The organism is Hydrogenophilus islandicus, from assembly GCF_054657095.1.
Genome location: NZ_BAAHXE010000029.1, coordinates 1 through 19,140, shown reverse-complemented (window position 1 = coordinate 19,140; position 19,140 = coordinate 1). Strand labels below are relative to the sequence as shown.

Genomic DNA, 19,140 nt, shown 5'->3' with positions numbered 1-19,140 from the left:
CGGTACCGCATGCCAAGCCCCGGCGTGGCGAGATCTGGCGTGGAAAAGGCATGGCATGGAATCCACGCCCGGGAAGCTGAGGAGGCAAGATGAAGCAGTCGCGCTGGATGTCGCTGGTGGAGGCCGTGACCAATGTGCTGGTCGGCTATGGCGTGGCGGTGGCCACCCAATGGCTGGTGTTTCCGCTCTTCGGTCTGCACGCCACGCTGCAGGAGAACTTGCTGATCGGCCTGATTTTTACCGTCGTCTCTTTGATTCGAAGCTACCTGCTGCGCAGGGTGTTTGAGGCGCTGCGCGTGCGTCAGCTGTCCGCAAACTCGGGGTAAAGGTCGCCGCTGCTGAAGCCAAGCGCCTGTTCGATCTTTTTGCGCTTGGCTCGGGGTTCCTTATTCCATCGTGTCGGCGCGCACCAGTTCCGCCTGGGCGCTGGCGATCAGGTCCAGGCGCAGGTTCGGCGTGATGCTGCAGGCCAGTTCGTTCAAGGTCCAGTTCATCACATCGGCCTTGTCGCGCAGCGACTTGGCCTCCTCGAAGCGGCTGGTGTAGCGGTAATCCCCCCGCAAAACCAGTGCGCTGAGAAGTAGAGAGTCTCGAAGGAGAATCTCTACCATGAAGAAATCGCGTTTCACTGACAGCCAGATCATCGACGCGCTCAAGCGGGCGGAGGCTGGTCTGAGCGTGCCCGATCTGTGTCGCGAACTGGGCATCAGCTCGGCGACCTTCTACAAGTGGCGGGCCAAGTACGGCGGCATGGACGCCTCGCTCATGGCGCGCATGAAGGAGTTGGAGGAGGAGAACCGGCGGCTGCGCAAGATGTACGTCGAGGAAAAGCTCAAGGCCGAGGTCGTGGCGGAGGCTCTTGCAAAAAAGTGGTGAAGCCATCTCGCCGGCGCGAGATGGCACAACGAGCCGTGCAGCAGCGCGGGCTGTCGATCCGGGCGGCTTGTCAAGCCTTTCGGATCAGCCAGGCCTGCTACCGCTACGAGGCCCGGCGCGACACCGAAGACGAGGAGATCGCCCAGTGGCTGCTGCGGCTGACCGACAATAACCGCACCTGGGGCTTGGGGCTGTGTTTCCTGTACCTGCGCAACGTCAAAGGCTTTGCCTGGAACCACAAGCGGGTGTACCGGATATACCGGCAACTGGAGCTCAACCTGCGCATCAAGCCGCGCAAGCGGCTGGTGCGCGACAAGCCCGAGCCGCTGAGTGTGCCGCAGGCCATCAACGAAGTCTGGTCGATGGACTTCATGCACGACCAGCTGCAAGACGGACGCAGCATCCGGCTGCTCAACGTGATCGACGACTTCAACCGCGAGGCTCTGGGCATCGAAGTGGACCTCTCACTGCCCTCGCATCGTGTGATGCGCACGCTGCAGCAGATCATGGCCTGGCGCGGCAAGCCGCAAGTCATTCGCTGCGACAACGGGCCGGAGTACATCAGCGCCGCGCTGCTGAACTGGGCCAGTGCCCGCGGTATCCACATCGAGCACATCCAGCCCGGCAAGCCCCAACAGAACGCCTACGTGGAGCGCTTCAACAGGACTGTGCGCTATGAGTGGCTGTCGCAGTACCATTGGTGCGATCTTGATGAGGTCCGCGAGTTTGCCACGCAATGGATGTGGCGCTACAACCACGAGCGCCCGAACATGGCCTTGGGCGGCATCACCCCAAAACAGCGGCTGGCCATGGCCGCATAGCTCTACTTCTCGGAGCGCTGGATTTCGGGGGGATTACCTAGCGATCCAGTTCGCGCAAGGCCCGTTCCAGGGTGGATCGTGCTTGAGCCAGAGCCTCGCGGGCGCGGTGTTCGGCGTGCTGGGCTTGAAATTCGCGGGGGGTGTTCATGGTGTGCTCTCCTTCTCAATTGATCGTTGCGACACCCGTAGTAACGCGCTGTTCGAGATGAAAGCCAAGCTCAATCTGCATCTCCCGGCAGGTCACCAGCAAGGCTGGCAACAGGTCTGCCGGGATCGGCTCGTCGGGCTGCGTGCTCACGCAGTGGCTTCCTCTGCGATGCGGTAGAGGCGCTGTCCTGCACCCGGCGTGCCAGCTGGGCCTTCGATCTTCTCGGAGACGATGGGCAGGCCCAGCTTCTTCTTGAGCGCGCCGGCAAAAGTGCCGCGCACTGTGTGCGCCTGCCAGCCCGTGGCCTCGCAGATCTGCGCGATGGTGGCGCCCTCCGGGCGCTTCAACATCTCGATCACCAGCGCCTGCTTGCTGTGCTCGCGACCGCGCTTTGGGGCGGCATCGGGCTGGTCCTGCTGCCAGCTGGCCTCGGCGGCGGCGACTGCTGCTTCCAGTTCCGGATCGCTGGCCAGCGGCGGCGTGGCAACGCGGGTGGCCACCGTCGGCGGCAGGACATCTTCCGGCTGCGCCTCGCCCTTGATGATCGCGATGGCTGCTGGGCTCAGGCGCCACTGGCCGCCTTGCTGCTCGATCAACCCCCGCTGCGCGAGGCTGGCGATCATCTTGAGCTTGGCGACGCCCTTGAGCTCGAGCAGCGGCTCGATCAGGCCATTGGCATCGCAATGGGCGCGGGTGATGAGATCGAGTTGGCGTTCGGTGATGGGGGAAGTTTGTGCAGACATGGTGTTTCTCCTGGTCGTTGGATGGATCGGCGCGAGTCAGTCTTCCCACAGGTGCTCGCCATCGAGGCTGATCCAAAGGCGCGCATCGCGCACGGTGGCCATCTCGCGCACCGGCAGGCCGGTTTTGAGGTTGGTGCCGGTCTTGCCGGTGAAGTCGTAACGCTGGCCGTCGTACATCACGGTCGCTGGGCCTTGATCGTTGAACTCGACGCGGATCAGGCGGGGGCCGAGGGCGTTGCCGTTGGTGTCGGTGACCTGGGGTTGGCGGATGCGCAGGGTCATGGTCTGCTCCTTGGTGCGTGGTGATCGGGTGACGTGATGAACGCGCTGTTCGCGTGAGAAGCCAAGCGCTTTTTGCTTGGCTTCGCGTTTCTCGTCAGGCCTTGCGCAACACCGCGATGCCGGCTTGCGCGAGATCCAGGGCAGCAGCGTGGAAGGCGGCTTCGGCCACCCAGGGTGCGGCGCGGGCGTCGTCGAGCAAGCGGTCGATGACCGGGCGTGCCTGGGCGCGCATGGCGACGCAGGCGGCTTCGAGCTCGTCGCGGCTGGCGGAGGCCACTTCCTTGCGGCAAGTGCGCACCAGCACGGTCAGGGCGGCCTCGGCGAGCTTGTGGCCAAGGGTGTCGAGGGATTGGGTAGCGTGGGTGTTCACGAGGTTGGTGTGGCGGTTGGCGTTCATGGCGTTCTCCGTGGGGGTTGATGACATCTGTATGAACGCGCTGTTCAAGCAGAAAGCCAAGCGTTCGGTCCATCTATTTCGCATCGGAGTGGCTTGTGTTCGACACTGCTGAATCGGCTGTTGAATCGGCCTGGAAACGGGGTCTGGCGCCCGACCCCATCCTCACCGTCGATGACTGGGCCAACCGGCACCGGATGCTCTCGTCGGTCGCCTCAGCCGAACCCGGCCGCTGGTCGACGAGTCGCACGCCGTATCTCCAGGCGGTGATGGATGCGCTGTCGGCCACCTCGCGCATCGAGCGTGTTGTGTTCATGGCCGGAGGGCAGGTGGGTAAAACCGAATGCGGACTCAACTGGGTCGGCTACGTCATCCACCACGCCCCGGGGCCGATGTTGCTGGTGCAGCCCACGGTGGAAGGCGCCAAGCGCGTCTCCAAGCAGCGGGTGGATGCCCTGATCGAGGCGAGCCCTGAACTCGCCAGTCGGGTGAAGGACCCACGGTCACGCGATTCCGGCAACACCCAGCTGATGAAGGAATTCCCCGGTGGCGTGCTGATCATGACCGGCGCCAACTCGGCGGTAGGCCTGCGTTCGATGCCGGTGCGTTACCTGTTTCTCGATGAGGTCGACGGCTATCCAGGGGATGCCGATGGCGAGGGCGATCCGGTGGCGCTGGCCGTGCAACGGGCGGCGACCTTCGTCAATCGCAAGATCTATCTGTGCTCGACGCCGACGCTCAAAGGCTTCTCGCGCATCGAGGCGGCCTACTTGGAGTCGGATCAGCGGGTGTTCGAGGTGCCGTGCGACCACTGCGGGACGTATAGCCAGATACTCTGGCGCGACATCAAGTGGCCGACCGGCAAGATGAGCGAGGCCGCCTGGCACTGCCCGCAGTGCGACGGCATCCATCCCGAGTACCGCAAGCCGGCACTGCTCGCCAATGGCCGCTGGACAGCGCGGGCCGAGGGTGATGGCAAGACGGTGGGCTTCCACCTCTCCAGCCTGTACAGCCCGTGGCTCACCTGGGGCGAGATCGCCCAGGAACACCACGCGTCCAAGGACGACCCCGTCAGATTGAAGGTCTGGGTGAACACCAAACTGGCCGAGACCTGGGAAGACCGGGAGGGTGAGACCTTGGATGCCGAAGGCCTGATGGAACGCCGCGAAGCCTACGGGCCTGCAGTCCCTGCCGAGGTGGCTCTGCTCACCTGCGGCATCGACGTGCAGGACGACCGGCTCGAACTCGAAGTGGTCGGCTGGGGCCGGGATGAGGAGTCCTGGTCCATCGACTACAAGGTGCTGTGGGGCGACCCGTCCGCGCCGGACACCTGGGCGCAACTCGATGCTTACCTGTCCAACCGCTTCGAGCACGAGACCCTGGCCACCGGCCTGAACATCGAAGCCGCGTGTCTGGACACTGGTGGCCACCACACCCTGGCGGCCTATGCCTTCTGCAAGGGCCGGGAGCGCAAGCGCATCTGGGCGATCAAGGGCGGCTCGGGCAAACGGCCGATCTGGCCCAAGCGTCCGAGCAAAGCGAACAAGGGCAAGGTCAATCTGTTCACGGTTGGCGTCGATGCCGCCAAGGAAGCCATCTACGCCCGCCTCAAGAAGTCCGGGGCGGGTGCTGGCGCGATGCATTTCCCGCTGGACCGGGATGCGCAGTATTTCGAGCAGCTGACGGCCGAGCGCATCCGCACCCGGTATGTGAAGGGTTTTCCGCAGCGCTTCTGGTGGAAACCCGATGGTCGGCGCAACGAAGCGCTGGACTGCCGGGTGTACGCCTACGCCGCGCTGCACGGCCTGCTGTCGATGGGGCTGAACCTGAACAAGCGGGTAGAAGCGCTGCCGCCGGTCCCGACCAGTCGCCAAGGCAAGAGCACACCTGTTTCGGCCCCGATGACCGCCAGCCCGCGCCGTCGGCGCATGGCGATTTCTTCGAACTACGTTTGATCAGTTCGACCAGGGGTTGAATATCTGGACTGGCAAACCTGCGAAGTCTTTGACGTTACGCGTGACTAATACCAGATCGTGCTCCAGTGCGGTGGCAGCCAGCAGGCTGTCGATGGCAGGAAGAGGTCGGCCTGATGCTGCGACCAAACGTCCCCAGCGATCGGCTACGGCGGCATCGACCGGCAGTACCCGGCCAGTGAAGAAAGTTGGCAAGTCTGTCTCCAACCAATCGAGCAGCGACTGGCGGCGCGATTCATCGCTGACGCCTTCAAGGCCTCTACGGATTTCACCCAAGGTCAGCACAGAGAGATGCAGGGTGGACGGTGGTCGCCGCGAGAACCAGGCAACAACCCCGGGGTCGGGTGCCTTGCGGCGCAATTCAGACAGCACGTTGGTGTCGATCAGGTAGCTCAAAACGCTACCTCCCGGGTCAGGCTCTGATCGCGCTCAAAAGTAATGTCATCCGCCCCATAGAGCGGCGAGCGCCGCATGAAATCCACCAGCGAGTCCTGTGATTGCGACAAGCGATCAAAGGTCTCGCGCGAAATCACCACGGCCACCGACTTGCCATGCAGGGTGATGTCTTGGGGTTGGTTTTGTGCGCGTTTGACCACTTCAGACAACCGCGCCTTCGCTTCTTGCATTTGCCAGGTTTGCATTGGGATCTCCTAGTCTGACCAGACAGGTCAGAGTTTAGTGCATGCTGCCCCTTATTTCAAGGCGCTTGCCTGGAAAGGCTTTTTATGACCCTCGAACAACTCAAGGCCCAGCGCGAGGCGCTGCAGGCCGCCCGCTTCAATGGGGTGCTCACCGTGAAGGCCGGCGACAAGTGGGTGACCTACAAGTCGGACGCCGAACTGCAGGCGGCGTTGCAGGATTTGGAGCGCGAGATCGCCAAGGTAGAAGGTCGACCGCGTGCCCGGCGCATCCGCACTTACGCAGGGAAGGGATTGTGATGAAGGCACTCCAGAACCTGCGCCAGAAACTTGGCCGAAAGGTGGGTGCCATGATCGGCGGCTTCGAAGGTGGCTTGTCCGCCCGCCGTCTCAAGACCTTTGCCGCCAGCCGTGCTCACGTCAACACGCTGATCCAGGCGGCTGGTGCTGACATGACCGCCCGCGCCCGGTACCTGATCCGCAACAACGGCTACGCCGCCAACGCGGTCGAGTCCTGGGCAGGCAATGCCGTGGGCACGGGCATCAAGCCCTCGTCAGGCATCGCCGATGCCGTGCTCAAGGACCGAGTGCAACGGCTGTGGCTGCGCTGGACCGATGAGTCCGATGCCGAGGGGTTGACCGATTTCTACGGCCAGCAGCGCCGCGCCGCTCGGGAACTGTTCATCGCCGGGGAGGTGTTCTTTCGCATCCGACCACGCAGGCCCGAGGATGGTTTGTCCGTGCCGCTGCAGTTGCAGATGCTGCCGGCCGAGATGCTGCCGCTCAATCACAACCAGCTGCTGGAGAACGGCCACCGCATTCGCCAGGGCATCGAGTTCGACCGCATTGGTCGGAGAGTCGCCTACCACTTCCTGCGCCGCCACCCGGGCGACATCACCGATCCGGGGCTGGCCGGGGAAACCGTGCGGGTGCCGGCAGAAATGGTGCTGCACATCGTTGATCCGGTGGACGCCGGGCAACTGAGAGGCGTGTCGCGCTTCTCGCCGGCGCTCGTGAAGCTCTTTCTGCTCGACCAGTACGACGATGCCGAACTCGACCGCAAGAAGGTCGCCGCGATGTTCGTCGGCTTCGTGCGCCGGCCCGAGCGTGACTTCGACAACGGTGGTGAGACCGACGACCGGGGCGAGCCGCTGCTGCCGCTCGAGCCTGGCCAGCTGCAGATCCTGGACGACGGCGAGGACATCACCTTCTCGACGCCGGCCGATGTCGGCGGCAACTACGAGTCCTTCCAGTACCGCACTTTGCTGCAGGTCGCCGCTGCCTTGGGTCTGCCCTACGCGAACCTCTCGGCCGATATGTTGAAGGCCAACTACTCCAACACCCGGGCAGCACTGCTGGAGTTTCGCCGCCGCATTGAAGCCTTCCAGCACTCGGTGCTGGTGTTTCAACTGTGCCGAGCGGTGTGGGCGCGCTGGATGGACACGGCGGTGCTCTCTGGGGCGTTGGACCTGCCGGACTACGAGCAACGCCGCGCCGACTACCTGGACTGCAGTTGGCTACCGCCCCGCTGGGACTGGGTCGATCCCTTGAAAGACATCCGCGCCGAGATCAACGCCATCGAGGCCGGGCTCAAGTCGCGCACCCAGGCGATTGCCGAGCGCGGGTTTGATGCCGCGATGGTCGATGCCGAGATTGCTGCTGACCACCGGCGCGAGGACAGCCTGGGGCTGCGTTTCGGGCGTGAGCCTGCACCGGTCCCGGCACCGACTCCTGCGCAGGCGCCGCCGCCAGCCCCCTCGAACTGAGGAATTCCCATGACCGATTTACCGTACCTGGCGTCCCGCCTGTACGGGACGCCGCTCCTCATTGCGCGCCCCAAACTCGAAGTCATCCTCGGGGTGGTGGCCAGAAAGCTCGCGGGCGACACCCTGGCCACGCCGCCCCCGGCCAACGTCGATGCCGGCATGACCGGTGGCCTCCAGATTGTGGAGGGCATCGCCATCCTCCCGGTCCTCGGCACGCTGGTGCGCCGCGCTTCGTATATCGGTGCCGCCAGTGGCCTCACCAGTTATCACGACATCGAGGCCATGGCCGAGGCAGCCTTTGCCGATCCGATGGTCAAGGCGGTGCTGCTGGAGATCGACTCCAGCGGTGGCGAGGCGGGTGGGGTGTTCGATTTGGCGCAGCGATTGCGTACCCTGGCACAGACCTCGGGCAAGCCGCTCTGGGCCATCGCCGATGAGGCCGCATTGTCAGCCGCCTATGCCATTGCCTGTGCGGCTGACCGAGTGTGGCTCACCCGCACCGCCGAGGTCGGCTCCATCGGCGTGGTGGCGGTGCATGTCGATGAGTCGGTCGCCGATGCCAAAGCCGGTCTGAACTACACCTTCCTGCACGCCGGCGCCCACAAGGTCGACGGCCATCCGCACGCGCCGCTGCCGGCATCGGTCGCCGCCGACATCCAGGCCGACATCGAGCAACTGTACGACCAGTTCATCGCCTTGGTCGCCGGATTCCGCCGCCTCACACCCGAGGCGATTCGTGACACCGAGGCTCGCGTCTATCGCGGTGAAGCCGCCCTCCGCGTGGGCCTGGCCGATCGGATCGGTACCCGCGCTGATGCGATCACGGCCCTGCATCGCCAGCTTGCCATGCGTGACGGACGCAGGTCGCGCAATGAGTCGGCCGCCCGCGCATCCCATCCATCTCAACTGACCCAGAAGGAGACCTACATGATCGATCACAACACCACCGATGCGCCGGTGGAGGATGTCCACGAGGACGGCGCGCCGAACTCAAGCCCGACCCCGCCGACGCTCGATGAAGCGGCCATCGCCGCCCAAGTCGAGCAGCGACTGCGCCGCCAGCTCGCGGAACTCACCGAGATCGCCGCCCAGGCCAAACGCCTCGGCGTGACGGTCGACCCCGCCCAGGCCCTGGCGCGTGGCGTCACCCCGGATGCGCTGCGCCAGTCGGTACTGAAGCAGGCCGCCGAGCGCGATGTGGCGCAAGACATCGTCGCCGAGGCTCCGCAGCAACCCCACACCCAACCCCAATCCGTTGCTGACAGCCCCTTGGTCAAAGCAGCCCAAGCCTATGGAGGCCGTAAATGAGCACACCTTTGATTTCCCCGTCGACGCTGGGTGACCTCATCAAGCGCGAGTCCGACCCGGACTACACCCGCGAGACCGTGACCCTGAAGGCCGGTGCCGCCTATCCCCTGGGTGCCGTGCTCGGTCGCATCACCGCCACGGGCGTCTATACGTTTTCACCGGCGGCATCGACCACGGGCATCGAGGGCGCCGAGATTGCCTGTGCCGTGCTGCTGCACCCGGTGGCCGCCAGCGACACCGATACCCAGGCCGTCGTGCTCGCGCGTGGCCAGGTGATCGTTGCCGACCGTGCGCTGGCCTTCGATGCCTCCGTGGCGGACGCCGCCGCCCAATCCCTCAAACACCAGCAACTGGCTGCTCACGGCATCGTCGTGCGCACCGCTGCTTGATTCGAATTCACAGGAGTTTTTCCATGACCGTGATCGTCAATCCGTTCGACGCCGGCGGCTTCACGCTGGCCGAGATGTCGGCCGCCATCCAGATGCTGCCCAACCCCTATGGCCGGGTCGGCCAACTGGGGCTGTTTGCGCCAGAGCCCATTTCCCAGCGCAACGTCACCATCGAATCCATCGAAGGCGAGCTGCGTCTGCTGCCGGCCGTCGCCCCAGGCGCGCCTGCGACGGTGGGCACCACCGACAAGCGCTCGGTACGCTCGTTTGCCGTGCCCCACATCCCGCACAACGACGTGGTGCTGCCCGAGGAAATCCAGGGGATTCGGGGCTTGGGCCTGGCCGCTGGTGAAGACCCGCTGGTCACCGTGATGACACGCAAGCTCGCCCGGATGCGTGCGAAACACGCGCAGACGCTGGAGTACATGCGCGTTAATGCACTCTTGGGTATCACCAAGGATGGTGCTGGCAACACCCTCTACAACTGGCACGACGAGTTCGGCATCCAGAAGCCCGAGGTGGATTTTGTGTTCGGCAGCACCGAGGACATGGTCATCCACTGCACCCAGGTCGCGCGCCACATCGAGGAGAACCTCAAAGGCGAGATGATGACCAGCATCCACGCCCTGGTCAGCCCCGAGTTCTTCGATGCACTGGTCAAGCACAAGACCGTCAAGGAGGCCTATACCTTCTACCAAGGCACGGCCGGTACCAATCCGCTGCGCGATGATGTCCGCCGTGGCTTCCGTTTTGGCTCCATCCTGTTCGAGGAGTATTTCGGCACCGTCACGCTCGCCAACGGCACCAGCGTGCGCCTGATCCCGCCGCGCGAAGGGGTGGCGTTTCCGCTGGGCACGCTCGACACCTTCCGCACTTACTTTGCCCCGGCGAACCTGATGGACGCCGTCGGCACCTACGGCCAAGAGCTCTACGCCTACCAGCTGGCACGGCCCAACGGCACCGGCATTGACATCTACACCCAGTCCAACCCGCTGCCGATTGTGAAACGCCCGGCGCTGACCGTGCGGCTCTTCTCCAGCAATGGCTGGTGATGGTCATGACGGCCTTCGGTGACCTGACTCGGGCGGTGTCATCCATCGTGCTCGACACCTTCGGCGAGCCGGTGGTGTTTCACCTCGAGGGGCAAGCCCAGGCGCTGCCGGGCCGGGGCGTGTTCTCGGCTGCGCACCAGGAGGTGGACGCCAGCACAGGCGTGCCGGTGTCCACGGTCCAGCCCGTGCTGGAGGTGCGGCTGGTGGATCTGCCGGCCACACCGACCGAAGGTGATGCCGTCACGGTGCAAGGGGCGCTCTACCTGATCGTCGACGTGCGGCCCGATGGGCACGGCTTTCTGAAACTGATGCTGCACAAGAACAAGTAAGGAGGGGCGGCCATGAAGCACCCACGCACCCTGATCCGTGAGGCGGTGGCCGCGCGACTCATCGATGCTTTGCCGAAGGTCGATGCGCGCATCACGCCGCAGCGCATCAGCATCCACCGCAGCACGCCGCTGTTTGCCGGTAAGTTGCCGGCCGTCCTGATCTACACCCGCGACGAGCGCATCGAGGATCAGCCCAACGCCGATCCGGGGCTGCGCTATCGGAAGTTGGAGCTGTCGGTCGAGATCATTGCCAGCGGTGACGCCGCCGCAGAGGAAGCCGATGTGCTGGCACAGGCGGTGGAAGCCACCCTCGATGCCGATGAGACTTTGGGACTGCTGGTGGAAGGCACGCGCCTCACCCGCACCGAGGTCGATCAGGGCGGTGATGGTGACACGCCGGTGCTGGCCGCTCGATTGTCGTTCGAGGTCAGCTACTGGACCCGGGTGGTGGAAACACCCGAGGGGGCGCTGCCATTGCAGGCGCTCTACAGCTGGGCGCCGCGCATTGGGGTGCTGCACGAGTCCGAGTATCAACCCCTGCTTGATCCAGCCGGAGCCGCGCCATGAGCGAACGCCATCTGCACCAGGATATGACCGAAGCCGAGCGGCGGCTGAGCAATGTGGTGATGCTGGGGCAAGTCGCCGAACTCGATGCGAAGAAGGCCCGGGTGCGGGTACAGGCCGGTCCCATCCTCACGGCCTGGCTGCCGTTTGCCACCGTGCGTGCCGGCCCCGACCGCACCTGGCACGCACCGGAACCGGGTGAACAGGTGGTGCTGATCGCCCCCGGCGGTGATCTCAACCAGGCCGTGGTAGTGGGTTCGCTCTACCGCGACGTCTATCCGCCGCCGGCCGACAGTGCCGACATCAGTCGCACACTGTGGCAAGACGGCGCTGTGATGGAGTATGACCGGGCGCAGCACCACTGGCGTCTGTCGGTGCCGTCAGGCGGCAGTATCGTCCTGGAGATCGGCCCGAGCAAGATCGAGATGACGGACGCCGGCATTCGCCTCACCGCTCCCAGGATTGATCTGAACTGAACATTCCGCAAATGTGCGGAAGGTTACCGACCGAGGAGAAAGCGATGCCTGCAATCACACGTCTGGGGGATCTCTGCACCGGTCACGGTTGCTGGCCGCCCCGGCCCAATATCCAGGGCTCGCCCAACGTCTTCGTCAATGGCATCGCGGCGCACCGGCAAAGCGATGCTTGGGCCACGCACTGCTGCGGCAAGTCCTGTCACGACGGAGTGCTGGCGACCGGCAGCCGCACGGTCTACTGCAACGACCTGCAGCTGTGCCGCATTGGCGATCCGGTCAGCTGCGGTTCGGTCGCGGCCAGCGGCAGTCAGAACGTCTTTGCGGGTGGGTAGGCAACAGCTGAGACTCGAGCGCGACGTAATTGCGCAAATTTGCGCATTTATCCGAATGGGATGAAGGGGGTGCTTTGCGATGAATGGCTTCAACGCCCACACCGGCCAGCCCCTCGCTGGCCTCGATCACCTGCGCCAGAGCATCGCCGACATCCTCTCCACGCCCTTGAACACCCGCGTGATGCGCCGCGACTACGGCTCGCGCATCCCCGAACTGATCGATCAGCCCATCACCCCGCGATTGGCGGTCGAACTCTACGCCGCCACCGCCGAGGCGCTGCGCCGCTGGGAGCCCCGCTTCAAACTGACCCGCGTGCGCCTGACTGACGCCAGCGCCGGCTGGGTCGAACTGACCCTGGAGGGTGAAGTGCGGCTGCAGGGTTTTGAGGGCCAGACGGTCACCTTGTCGGGACTGAGCATCGGTAGCAGGACCAGCGGAGAACGCCCATGAATTTCACCCCTTCCCTGGCGCCAGAGCTTGCCGGCCTGCCCACGCCGCAGGTGCTGGAGACCCTGCGCTTCGAGACCGTGTTCGACGCGCTGCTGCGCGACTTCCAGATGCGCTACCCGCAGTACAGCGCGCTGCTGGCCTCCGACCCGGCGATCAAGCTGATCGAGGTGGCGGCCTACCGCGAGCTACTGCTGCGCGCCCGCATCAACGAAGCCGCGCGGGCCAATCTGCTGGCCTTTGCGGTGGGCAACGACCTGGAGCACCTGGGGGCCTTCTATGGCGTTTCCCGGCTGCCCCAGGAGCAAGATGAGCCGCTGCGTCGGCGCATCCGCGCCCGCATCATGGGCTTTGCCAACGCAGGCGGCGCCGCGCACTACCGCTACTGGGCCTTGTCCGCTTCGCCCGAAGTCGCCGATGTGGCGGTCGACAGCCCTGGCCCGGGTCGGGTGCGCATCAGTGTTCTGCCCACCGGGCACAGCGACACCGTGCCTGAAGCGCTGCTGGAGACCGTGCGCGCCACCGTGCTGCGCGACGACGTGCGGGTGCTGACGGATACCGTGGAAGTGGTGCCGGCCGGCCTGGTGCCGGTGACGGTCTCCGCCCAGATCTGGCTCTACCCCGACACGCCGATGGCGGTGTTTGACGGGCTGGCGCAGCGACTGACCCAAGCCCTGGCCAAGGAGGCCGTGCTCGGCTGGGACCTGACCCAGTCCTGGTTGATCGGGCAATTGCAGCAGCCCGGTGTCCACAAGGTCGAGCTCAGTGAGCCGGCCACCGATATCCGCATCCACAGTACCCAGGCGGTGCGCCTGACCGACGTCCAGCTGACCTTCGCGGGCAGAGACCGGTAAGCGCGCCGCCCTGGGATTTCTCTACCCAGGAGGGCGCATGACATCGGATCACCTGCTGCCGCCCAACGCCACGGCACTCGAATGTTCGCTGTCGCTCTCGACCGATCTGCTGACCCGACTGGGAGGCGAGACTGAGTCCCTCAAGGGGTTCAAGACCGACCCCAGCGACAGTCTCTTGCCCTGGCTGATCTGGGAATATGGCCTGGGCGAATTGTTGCCCTACCTGCCCGATCCTCGCCGGGCCATTGCCGAGGGTATCCGCTGGCAACGCCTGCGCGGCACCCCGGCAGCGCTCACGACCGCCCTGTCCTGGATCGGCGCGACCGCCACGGTCGAGCAGGAAACCCCCGGCATTCACTTTGCCGAGTTCCAGTTCGATCCGGGTCAGGTACTGGATGACGATGGATCAATCGCCAACCTGATCGCCATCGCCCGGCTGTCGGCACCGGCCCGATCCCGCCTGTCACGCATCTACCACGGCTGGGACCTGCGCCGACTGGTGCTGGACGAGAGTCGGCTGGGCGAAGCGCTGCTGTCGGACCACAGTGGCGTGTTCTGGACAGACGGGCAGACCAAGCTGTCGTTTGGGCGCGGTTTCGCACAGGACGCGCTGGCATCCGGACAACAGATCGCGCCGAACCGTGAGGCCGTGCGCTTTGCGGTAGCCCGGCTGATGGACCGCTACCTGCTGAGCTTCTCGGCCTTGGGCGATCCGGGCCACACACCGAATGAGGAGATCCTGCATTCGCACCTGTTCACGCTGGCCAATGCGCTGGGCGTCCCCGATCCGGTTGGGGTGCGACCCGAGCGCAAGTTCTGTCGGGCGATGGTGGTCCTGTCCGACAGCACACCCTTGGGCGACATCAACGCGAACCTGCCGAGATTTGTCTGGCGGGAAACGGGGGAGCCGATAGCACTGGGCAGCGGTGATCCGCTGTCGGCCACACCGCATCGGCTGATCCGCGTGGAGGTGCTGGAGCGATTCGCTCGCAGCCATCCGGGTGACCTGGTCGTGCCAACCCTGCTGCTGCACGGCCAGCATGATCGACAATCCACCCACCGGGTCCAGGCCCGCGCCGATCAGGCGCTGGGGATGTGGGCCTTGGGCGAATCGGTGCCCAGTCTCGACCAGGGCTTTCTGGTGCGGCAGCACAGCCCCAGCAATGCCCCGCTGCCCGATGCGGCGGGTTGGCGTGCGCGCCTGTACCAACAGGCGCAGGTCGTGCTCTCCGAGGTGACGCTGGGCGATGTGAACAGCCGCACCCCACGTCGCGCCTTGTACCGCACCCGGCCCCTGCCCCGACTGGGTGATCTCACCTTGGGCGAGGCCGCTGAGATCGAATGGCGGCCGCTGACAGAGATGCAAATTTGCATCTCTGGCTTGACCGAGAACCTGCCCTATGTTTTTGACGACGCCCGCCCGAGCCTGCTGCGCCTGCTGACCCGCAGCGCTGAAGCCGGCGCCGCTTCACAGGTTTCTCCCGCACGCGTGCCCGTCCTCAGTACCCGCGCTGCCTGGCGCGGCCAGACCTGGACCGGCGTGCGCTGGCCGACTTCGACCTGGACCGACACCCGCGAGCTGATCGGCAGCGCCCACAGCACGCAGTCCTGATTTCACTACCCCATTTCATTCCTGGAGCACCCGATGGCCATCCTGACTGCCAGCGGTCGCGCGGCCCTTGCCGCCGCGATCAAAGAACAAACCCTGCACCTCGCCCTGGGCGAAGGTGACCCCTTGTGGGACACCACCAAGGCGATCAGCACACCTTTTGACGAGTCGGGTGTGATCGAACTGGGCTTCCAGCATCTGGCCGACATCCGCGTCACCTCGCTGGACGACCAGACCGAGTACCTGCTCGATGTGGACTACAGCGCCAATGCCCGCGAGGGCGTGATCCGCCGCCTGCCGGCCAGCACCATCCCCGAACAGGGCGACGTCACGGTCCACTTCAAGGTTTCCCATCCGCCCGAATCCATCGGCCAGACGGCGCTCTTGCGCGAAGTCGGCCGCCGGGTGGCGGACGAGGTGCATTTCGTTGCCGCCGACCCCGAGGGCGAGATCGTGGTGCCGACCGGACGCTACCGGCTGGTCACCGAGCCCACGAACCACCTTTTCATTCGGGTGCGCTTCGACTTCGAGGATGCCGCCACCAGCATCGTGCGAGAGCAAGGGCTCTTCGTCGGCACCCAGACCGATCCGCAATTGCCCATCGGGCAGAAGTTCTTCATTCCCGCCCAGATCACCGATCCGGGCATTTTGCTCGTGCTGCAGCACTCGGTGCCCATCGTGCGCCAGCCCTCAACGCGCGAGACCTTCGAATTCGTCGTCACTTTCTAATCCGCGAGGCCACCCATGATCGAGCGTTACTACAACCTGTTTGACCCGGCCAAGCACTACACCCAGCTCTTGTTCCGTGCCGGCGATGGCCTGCAGTCCCGAGAACTCAACGAGATCCAGAGCACGCTGATTCACCGCCTGCAAGGCGTGGCCGATGCGCTGCTCAAGGATGGCGACATCGTCAGCGGTGCCAATCTGCAGATCGATGCTGACACCGGCTTGGTCACCCTCGAGGCGGGCCGCGTCTATCTGCGCGGCGCCGTGCGCGACGTCCCAGCAGCCTCCTTCACCGTGCCGGTCGATGGCCGCGTGGCGGTGGGCGTGCGCTTCACCGCCCGCACCATCACTGAACTCGAAGATCCCAACCTGCGCGAACCGGCGGTGGGCGTGCGCAACTACCAGGAGCCGGGGGCCGGACGTCTGCAGGAGACCCTCGCTTGGGGCTGGGAAGGTGCCGGCACCAGTGACGGTCAGCCCGGCGACTTTCACGCCATCTATGCGCTGGACAACGGCATCCTGGAGAATCGCACTCAGCCGCCCGTGCTCGATGGCGTGATTGCGAGCCTCGCCCGCTACGACTATGACGCCAACGGCCACTACGTCACCGAAGGCCTCGGGGTGCGGTTTCTGGACACCGACACCGATACCCAAGAGCACATCTTCTCGGTCGCCGAGGGCCGGGCCAACATCGATGGCTTCAAGGTCGAGCGCACGCAGTCCCAACGTCTGCGGCTGCCTATCGATCCCGATCTACAGCGCGTCTCCAGCGAACCGCAGGTGTTCAATGACAGCGGCGATGGGTCGATGGTGGTGACCATCAACCGTCCGCCGCTCGCCCAGGTGATTGACATCAAGGTCACGCAGCAGAAAACCGAGACGGTGGTCCATGGCGCCTTCACAGGCAGCCGCGATGTGCTGACCGAACCGACGGTCGTCGCCGTGCTGGAGGTCAAGCAAGGCGGCACCACCTACGCCCAGGGCACCGACTACAAGGTGGTGGGCGATGAGATCGACTGGTCGCCCGGCGGCGCTGAACCGGCACCCGGGTCGAGCTACCAGGTCACCTACCAGTACATCGTCAGCATCACCCCAACGAACCTGACCGACACCGGCTTCACCGTCTCGGGCGTCGTGCAGGGTTCCACGATGTACATCGACTACCAGTGGAAGCTGCCGCGCGTGGATGTGCTGGCGCTCACCGCTGACGGTCAGGTGGAGCGCATCAAGGGCATCAGCCAGGTGAGGAACCCCGTCGCGCCCACCGTGCCCGCCTCGCGCCTGGCGCTGGCTGAGATCGCCTACGACTGGCGCAGTGGTTCGGAGCCGGTTGTGCGTAACGTGGCGATTCGCACCATCAAGGTATCGGAACTCACCGCGATGCAGCGTCAGATCGCCGACCTGTATGACCTGATGGCGCTGGAGCGTCTGCGCGTGGATGCCAACATCCGTGAGCCGGCCGCCAAGAAGGGCCTCTTCGTCGACAACTTCCTCGACGACGACCTGCGTGACCAGGGTGTGGCGCAGACTGGGGCGATTGTGGCCGGGGTGCTTACCTTGCCGATCACGGCATCCGCCCAGCACGCCAAGGAGAACGGCAACGCACTGCTGACGCTGGACTACACCCTGACCCCGGTGATCGAGCAGCTGGCCCGTACCGGGTCGATGAAGATCAATCCCTACCAGGCCTTCGAACCGGTGCCGGCCCGGGTCACCCTGAACCCAGCGGTTGACCAGTTCACGGTCACGAACACCACCTGGGTCTCGGACGTCACCGAGCGCCTGGTCATCGGCAGCGGTGTGCTCGAACAGGTCGTGGAGACGCGTCGTTCGGAGCAGGTGCTGGCGTCCTCGAGTGTGGAAGCGCAGTTCCTGCGCAGCCTCAACGTCAGCTATCGGGTGGAAGGGTTCGGACCCGGCGAGGCGCTGGCGCAACTGCGCTTCGACGGCCTCGTGATCGGCCAGCCCTCCGGCAAGGCGGCCGATGCTGCCGGTCTGCTCACAGGCAGCTTCCGCATCCCGCAGGCCATCCCCGCCGGTGCGAAGCTGGTGGAATTCCTGGGTGCCGGCGGCAGCTACGGCTCCGCCACCTACGTCGGTCGCGGCCAGATCGTCACCGAAACGCGCCGGCGGATTCTGACCACGGTGGTACGCCGTTGGGACCCGCTGGCGCAGACCTTCACGCTGCCCGAGCGCCGCACCATCGGTGGCTTGGAGTTGTGGTTCACCACCAAGGGCGGCGCTGCGCCAGTGATCGTGCAGATCCGCGAGACGCAGGTCGGCATGCCCACCACCACGGTACTGACCGAGGGGCGTTTGCTGGCCGCCGACATCAAGACCGATGGCAACCCGACTCGAATCACCCTCGACCCGGTGGCATTGGAAGCCAACCGCGAGTACGCCATCGTGGTGCTCACCGACGATGCCAATCACGCGGTGTCGGTCGCGGAACTCGGCAAGTTCGATCCGCGCACCGGCTGGGTGACGGCGCAGCCCTACCAGATCGGGGTACTGCTCTCGTCCTCCAACGGGATCACCTGGACACCGCACCAGACGCAAGACCTGACTTTCCGCCTGTTGGCCTGCCGGTTCACACAGACGAGCAAGACCGTCTCGCTGGGCCAGTACACGGTGACCAACCTGTCGGATGTGATGGCGCTCGCCGGCGTCGAGCGTCCGGCGGCCGGCACCGACGTGCAGTTTCTGGCGACCGATGCCCAGGGGCGGATCTACACCTTGTCGGAAGACCAGGGGTTGGCCTTGAGCGAGAAGCTCTCGGGCAACCTGGCCGTGTCGGCCAAGCTGACTGGCACGGAGACGGCCAGTCCGATCCTGTATCCGGGCACGCAGCTGGTGTTCGGCACGCTGGAGGCCGCTGGCGACTACCTGTCGCGCGCCATTCCGGCTGCTGCCACCTTCAATGTGGCGGTGACTTTCGATGCCCTGACACCTGGCACGTCCAGCGTGACGGTGCAGGCGGAGTCAGGCACGCCGGGCAGTTTCCAGGCGCTGTCGCTTTCCTCGGGTGTGGAGGTCGGCAACGGTTGGGTCGAACGCACCTACAAGGCCACCAGCCTTGTCGGCGTCGGTGCCGACCGCACCACGCGCGTAAAGCTGGCGTTATCCGGCTCACCGCAGCACCGGCCCTTCGTGCGCAACCTGCGCGTCATCGTCACCTGATGGGAGTGACCGATGACGCAGGAGCGCACGCCGCGCGGCTATCCCTTGCCGCACCCCGAGCACCTGCTGTCTGAAGACGTCCTCAACCTGCGTGAAGCCCTCACCCGCATCGATGCGGATGTGGCCGCGCAGGAGGCATCCGCTCAGCAGGGGCAAGACCAACTCACCGAACGGCTGCACCGCCAGCAACTGCGGGTGTTTCACCAGTTCGGCTTTTAATTTGACTGTGTCA

At 65.1% G+C, this 19,140-nt stretch carries 25 protein-coding genes; 18 read left to right on the top strand and 7 right to left on the bottom strand.

The features are described 5' to 3' along the window. The first annotated feature begins 89 nt into the window (after positions 1 to 89). Positions 90 to 326, top strand: a complete 237-nt coding sequence (locus ACYQ6T_RS08540) for a DUF7220 family protein (protein ID WP_459829985.1) — start codon at positions 90 to 92, stop codon at positions 324 to 326. A gap of 60 nt (positions 327 to 386) precedes the next feature. On the opposite strand, the gene ACYQ6T_RS08535 is transcribed toward ACYQ6T_RS08540, so the two are convergent. Next, on the bottom strand, positions 387 to 611 hold the full coding sequence (locus ACYQ6T_RS08535) for a hypothetical protein (RefSeq protein ID WP_459829982.1): 225 nt from the start codon (positions 609 to 611) through the stop codon (positions 387 to 389). Here ACYQ6T_RS08535 and ACYQ6T_RS08530 point away from each other — a divergent pair. Beyond that, positions 610 to 1,697, top strand: a protein-coding gene (locus ACYQ6T_RS08530) for an IS3 family transposase (protein ID WP_425973695.1) whose coding sequence is annotated in 2 segments (ribosomal slippage) — positions 610 to 871 and positions 871 to 1,697 — 1,089 coding nt in all. Because the reading frame shifts where the segments join, the coding sequence is not laid out codon by codon here. The two genes, ACYQ6T_RS08535 and ACYQ6T_RS08530, sit on opposite strands and share 2 nt — an antisense overlap. Positions 1,698 to 1,860: 163 nt before the next feature. Here ACYQ6T_RS08530 and ACYQ6T_RS08525 read toward each other — a convergent pair. The 4 genes from ACYQ6T_RS08525 to ACYQ6T_RS08510 all read right to left on the bottom strand — a co-directional run bounded on the left by ACYQ6T_RS08525 (position 1,861) and on the right by ACYQ6T_RS08510 (position 3,267). Beyond that, a complete protein-coding gene (locus tag ACYQ6T_RS08525) occupies positions 1,861 to 1,995 on the bottom strand; it encodes a hypothetical protein (RefSeq protein ID WP_459829979.1) in 135 nt (44 codons plus the stop codon). Continuing rightward, the gene (locus ACYQ6T_RS08520) at positions 1,992 to 2,588 is read right to left on the bottom strand and encodes a DUF3489 domain-containing protein (RefSeq protein ID WP_459829977.1); all 597 of its coding nucleotides are present in this window, start codon (positions 2,586 to 2,588) and stop codon (positions 1,992 to 1,994) included. Before ACYQ6T_RS08520 ends, ACYQ6T_RS08525 begins: the two co-directional genes overlap by 4 nt. Positions 2,589 to 2,624: 36 nt before the next feature. Then, positions 2,625 to 2,870, bottom strand: coding sequence for a hypothetical protein (locus ACYQ6T_RS08515; protein WP_409626712.1), 246 nt, complete (start codon positions 2,868 to 2,870; stop codon positions 2,625 to 2,627). A 94-nt stretch (positions 2,871 to 2,964) separates the two neighbouring features. Then, positions 2,965 to 3,267, bottom strand: a complete 303-nt coding sequence (locus ACYQ6T_RS08510) for a hypothetical protein (protein ID WP_143902459.1) — start codon at positions 3,265 to 3,267, stop codon at positions 2,965 to 2,967. A gap of 95 nt (positions 3,268 to 3,362) precedes the next feature. Between ACYQ6T_RS08510 and ACYQ6T_RS08505 the strand changes: the two genes are divergently transcribed. Then, the gene (locus tag ACYQ6T_RS08505; RefSeq protein ID WP_459829974.1) at positions 3,363 to 5,219 is read left to right on the top strand and encodes a phage terminase large subunit family protein; all 1,857 of its coding nucleotides are present in this window, start codon (positions 3,363 to 3,365) and stop codon (positions 5,217 to 5,219) included. Here the strand turns inward: ACYQ6T_RS08505 and ACYQ6T_RS08500 are convergent, their stop codons facing one another. Together ACYQ6T_RS08500 and ACYQ6T_RS08495 are read right to left on the bottom strand one after the other, a co-directional pair. After that, positions 5,220 to 5,633: a type II toxin-antitoxin system VapC family toxin gene (locus ACYQ6T_RS08500; protein ID WP_459829972.1), complete on the bottom strand. Its 414-nt coding sequence runs from the start codon at positions 5,631 to 5,633 to the stop codon at positions 5,220 to 5,222. Further along, complete coding sequence (locus ACYQ6T_RS08495) at positions 5,630 to 5,878, bottom strand: type II toxin-antitoxin system Phd/YefM family antitoxin (RefSeq protein WP_424894860.1); 249 nt, start codon at positions 5,876 to 5,878, stop codon at positions 5,630 to 5,632. The genes ACYQ6T_RS08500 and ACYQ6T_RS08495 overlap by 4 nt, the downstream gene beginning before the upstream one ends. Positions 5,879 to 5,962: 84 nt before the next feature. On the opposite strand from ACYQ6T_RS08495, the gene ACYQ6T_RS08490 reads away from it, so the two are divergent. The 15 genes from ACYQ6T_RS08490 (at position 5,963) to ACYQ6T_RS08420 (ending at position 19,127) form a co-directional block, all read left to right on the top strand. After that, positions 5,963 to 6,175, top strand: a complete 213-nt coding sequence (locus ACYQ6T_RS08490) for a phage head-tail joining protein (protein WP_459829971.1) — start codon at positions 5,963 to 5,965, stop codon at positions 6,173 to 6,175. Then, a complete protein-coding gene (locus tag ACYQ6T_RS08485) occupies positions 6,175 to 7,641 on the top strand; it encodes a phage portal protein (RefSeq protein WP_459829970.1) in 1,467 nt (488 codons plus the stop codon). The genes ACYQ6T_RS08490 and ACYQ6T_RS08485 overlap by 1 nt, the downstream gene beginning before the upstream one ends. A gap of 9 nt (positions 7,642 to 7,650) precedes the next feature. Further along, positions 7,651 to 8,949: a S49 family peptidase gene (locus ACYQ6T_RS08480; protein WP_459829967.1), complete on the top strand. Its 1,299-nt coding sequence runs from the start codon at positions 7,651 to 7,653 to the stop codon at positions 8,947 to 8,949. After that, positions 8,946 to 9,338, top strand: a complete 393-nt coding sequence (locus tag ACYQ6T_RS08475; protein WP_459829965.1) for a head decoration protein — start codon at positions 8,946 to 8,948, stop codon at positions 9,336 to 9,338. Before ACYQ6T_RS08480 ends, ACYQ6T_RS08475 begins: the two co-directional genes overlap by 4 nt. A gap of 23 nt (positions 9,339 to 9,361) precedes the next feature. Next, complete coding sequence (locus ACYQ6T_RS08470; protein WP_459829962.1) at positions 9,362 to 10,390, top strand: major capsid protein; 1,029 nt, start codon at positions 9,362 to 9,364, stop codon at positions 10,388 to 10,390. Next, positions 10,390 to 10,719 carry a head-tail joining protein gene (locus ACYQ6T_RS08465; protein WP_459829959.1) on the top strand — a complete coding sequence of 110 codons (330 nt, stop codon included), beginning with the start codon at positions 10,390 to 10,392 and terminating at the stop codon, positions 10,717 to 10,719. The genes ACYQ6T_RS08470 and ACYQ6T_RS08465 overlap by 1 nt, the downstream gene beginning before the upstream one ends. A gap of 12 nt (positions 10,720 to 10,731) precedes the next feature. Continuing rightward, complete coding sequence (locus tag ACYQ6T_RS08460; RefSeq protein WP_459829956.1) at positions 10,732 to 11,286, top strand: hypothetical protein; 555 nt, start codon at positions 10,732 to 10,734, stop codon at positions 11,284 to 11,286. Then, positions 11,283 to 11,759 (top strand): phage baseplate assembly protein V, encoded by a 477-nt coding sequence (locus ACYQ6T_RS08455; protein WP_459829954.1) that lies wholly within the window; start codon positions 11,283 to 11,285, stop codon positions 11,757 to 11,759. Before ACYQ6T_RS08460 ends, ACYQ6T_RS08455 begins: the two co-directional genes overlap by 4 nt. Before the next feature lie 44 nt (positions 11,760 to 11,803). Beyond that, the gene (locus ACYQ6T_RS08450) at positions 11,804 to 12,091 is read left to right on the top strand and encodes a PAAR domain-containing protein (protein WP_459829951.1); all 288 of its coding nucleotides are present in this window, start codon (positions 11,804 to 11,806) and stop codon (positions 12,089 to 12,091) included. 79 nt (positions 12,092 to 12,170) lie between these two features. Beyond that, entirely contained in the window at positions 12,171 to 12,542 is a 372-nt protein-coding gene (locus tag ACYQ6T_RS08445; protein WP_459829949.1) for a GPW/gp25 family protein, read from the top strand. Further along, positions 12,539 to 13,393 (top strand): baseplate assembly protein, encoded by an 855-nt coding sequence (locus ACYQ6T_RS08440; protein WP_459829947.1) that lies wholly within the window; start codon positions 12,539 to 12,541, stop codon positions 13,391 to 13,393. Before ACYQ6T_RS08445 ends, ACYQ6T_RS08440 begins: the two co-directional genes overlap by 4 nt. Before the next feature lie 37 nt (positions 13,394 to 13,430). Next, entirely contained in the window at positions 13,431 to 15,005 is a 1,575-nt protein-coding gene (locus tag ACYQ6T_RS08435) for a phage tail protein (RefSeq protein ID WP_459829944.1), read from the top strand. A 33-nt stretch (positions 15,006 to 15,038) separates the two neighbouring features. Then, positions 15,039 to 15,731: a hypothetical protein gene (locus tag ACYQ6T_RS08430; protein WP_459829941.1), complete on the top strand. Its 693-nt coding sequence runs from the start codon at positions 15,039 to 15,041 to the stop codon at positions 15,729 to 15,731. A gap of 15 nt (positions 15,732 to 15,746) precedes the next feature. Beyond that, positions 15,747 to 18,908, top strand: a complete 3,162-nt coding sequence (locus ACYQ6T_RS08425) for a DUF4815 domain-containing protein (RefSeq protein ID WP_459829939.1) — start codon at positions 15,747 to 15,749, stop codon at positions 18,906 to 18,908. Positions 18,909 to 18,920: 12 nt separating this feature from the next. Then, the gene (locus tag ACYQ6T_RS08420) at positions 18,921 to 19,127 is read left to right on the top strand and encodes a hypothetical protein (RefSeq protein ID WP_347286763.1); all 207 of its coding nucleotides are present in this window, start codon (positions 18,921 to 18,923) and stop codon (positions 19,125 to 19,127) included. Positions 19,128 to 19,140: the final 13 nt, after the last annotated feature.

Excerpts from the sequence above, each read along its gene's own strand:
- ACYQ6T_RS08420 (WP_347286763.1), top strand. The coding sequence starts at position 18,921 with ATGACGCAGGAGCGCACGCCGCGCGGCTATCCCTTGCCGCACCCCGAG.
- ACYQ6T_RS08490 (WP_459829971.1), top strand. The coding sequence starts at position 5,963 with ATGACCCTCGAACAACTCAAGGCCCAGCGCGAGGCGCTGCAGGCCGCC.
- ACYQ6T_RS08430 (WP_459829941.1), top strand. The coding sequence starts at position 15,039 with ATGGCCATCCTGACTGCCAGCGGTCGCGCGGCCCTTGCCGCCGCGATC.
- ACYQ6T_RS08435 (WP_459829944.1), top strand. The coding sequence starts at position 13,431 with ATGACATCGGATCACCTGCTGCCGCCCAACGCCACGGCACTCGAATGT.
- ACYQ6T_RS08465 (WP_459829959.1), top strand. The coding sequence starts at position 10,390 with ATGGTCATGACGGCCTTCGGTGACCTGACTCGGGCGGTGTCATCCATC.
- ACYQ6T_RS08470 (WP_459829962.1), top strand. The coding sequence starts at position 9,362 with ATGACCGTGATCGTCAATCCGTTCGACGCCGGCGGCTTCACGCTGGCC.
- ACYQ6T_RS08455 (WP_459829954.1), top strand. The coding sequence starts at position 11,283 with ATGAGCGAACGCCATCTGCACCAGGATATGACCGAAGCCGAGCGGCGG.
- ACYQ6T_RS08440 (WP_459829947.1), top strand. The coding sequence starts at position 12,539 with ATGAATTTCACCCCTTCCCTGGCGCCAGAGCTTGCCGGCCTGCCCACG.
- ACYQ6T_RS08485 (WP_459829970.1), top strand. The coding sequence starts at position 6,175 with ATGAAGGCACTCCAGAACCTGCGCCAGAAACTTGGCCGAAAGGTGGGT.
- ACYQ6T_RS08425 (WP_459829939.1), top strand. The coding sequence starts at position 15,747 with ATGATCGAGCGTTACTACAACCTGTTTGACCCGGCCAAGCACTACACC.
- ACYQ6T_RS08480 (WP_459829967.1), top strand. The coding sequence starts at position 7,651 with ATGACCGATTTACCGTACCTGGCGTCCCGCCTGTACGGGACGCCGCTC.
- ACYQ6T_RS08510 (WP_143902459.1), bottom strand. The coding sequence starts at position 3,267 with ATGAACGCCAACCGCCACACCAACCTCGTGAACACCCACGCTACCCAA.
- ACYQ6T_RS08460 (WP_459829956.1), top strand. The coding sequence starts at position 10,732 with ATGAAGCACCCACGCACCCTGATCCGTGAGGCGGTGGCCGCGCGACTC.
- ACYQ6T_RS08515 (WP_409626712.1), bottom strand. The coding sequence starts at position 2,870 with ATGACCCTGCGCATCCGCCAACCCCAGGTCACCGACACCAACGGCAAC.
- ACYQ6T_RS08450 (WP_459829951.1), top strand. The coding sequence starts at position 11,804 with ATGCCTGCAATCACACGTCTGGGGGATCTCTGCACCGGTCACGGTTGC.
- ACYQ6T_RS08475 (WP_459829965.1), top strand. The coding sequence starts at position 8,946 with ATGAGCACACCTTTGATTTCCCCGTCGACGCTGGGTGACCTCATCAAG.
- ACYQ6T_RS08520 (WP_459829977.1), bottom strand. The coding sequence starts at position 2,588 with ATGTCTGCACAAACTTCCCCCATCACCGAACGCCAACTCGATCTCATC.
- ACYQ6T_RS08535 (WP_459829982.1), bottom strand. The coding sequence starts at position 611 with ATGGTAGAGATTCTCCTTCGAGACTCTCTACTTCTCAGCGCACTGGTT.
- ACYQ6T_RS08540 (WP_459829985.1), top strand. The coding sequence starts at position 90 with ATGAAGCAGTCGCGCTGGATGTCGCTGGTGGAGGCCGTGACCAATGTG.
- ACYQ6T_RS08495 (WP_424894860.1), bottom strand. The coding sequence starts at position 5,878 with ATGCAAACCTGGCAAATGCAAGAAGCGAAGGCGCGGTTGTCTGAAGTG.
- ACYQ6T_RS08445 (WP_459829949.1), top strand. The coding sequence starts at position 12,171 with ATGAATGGCTTCAACGCCCACACCGGCCAGCCCCTCGCTGGCCTCGAT.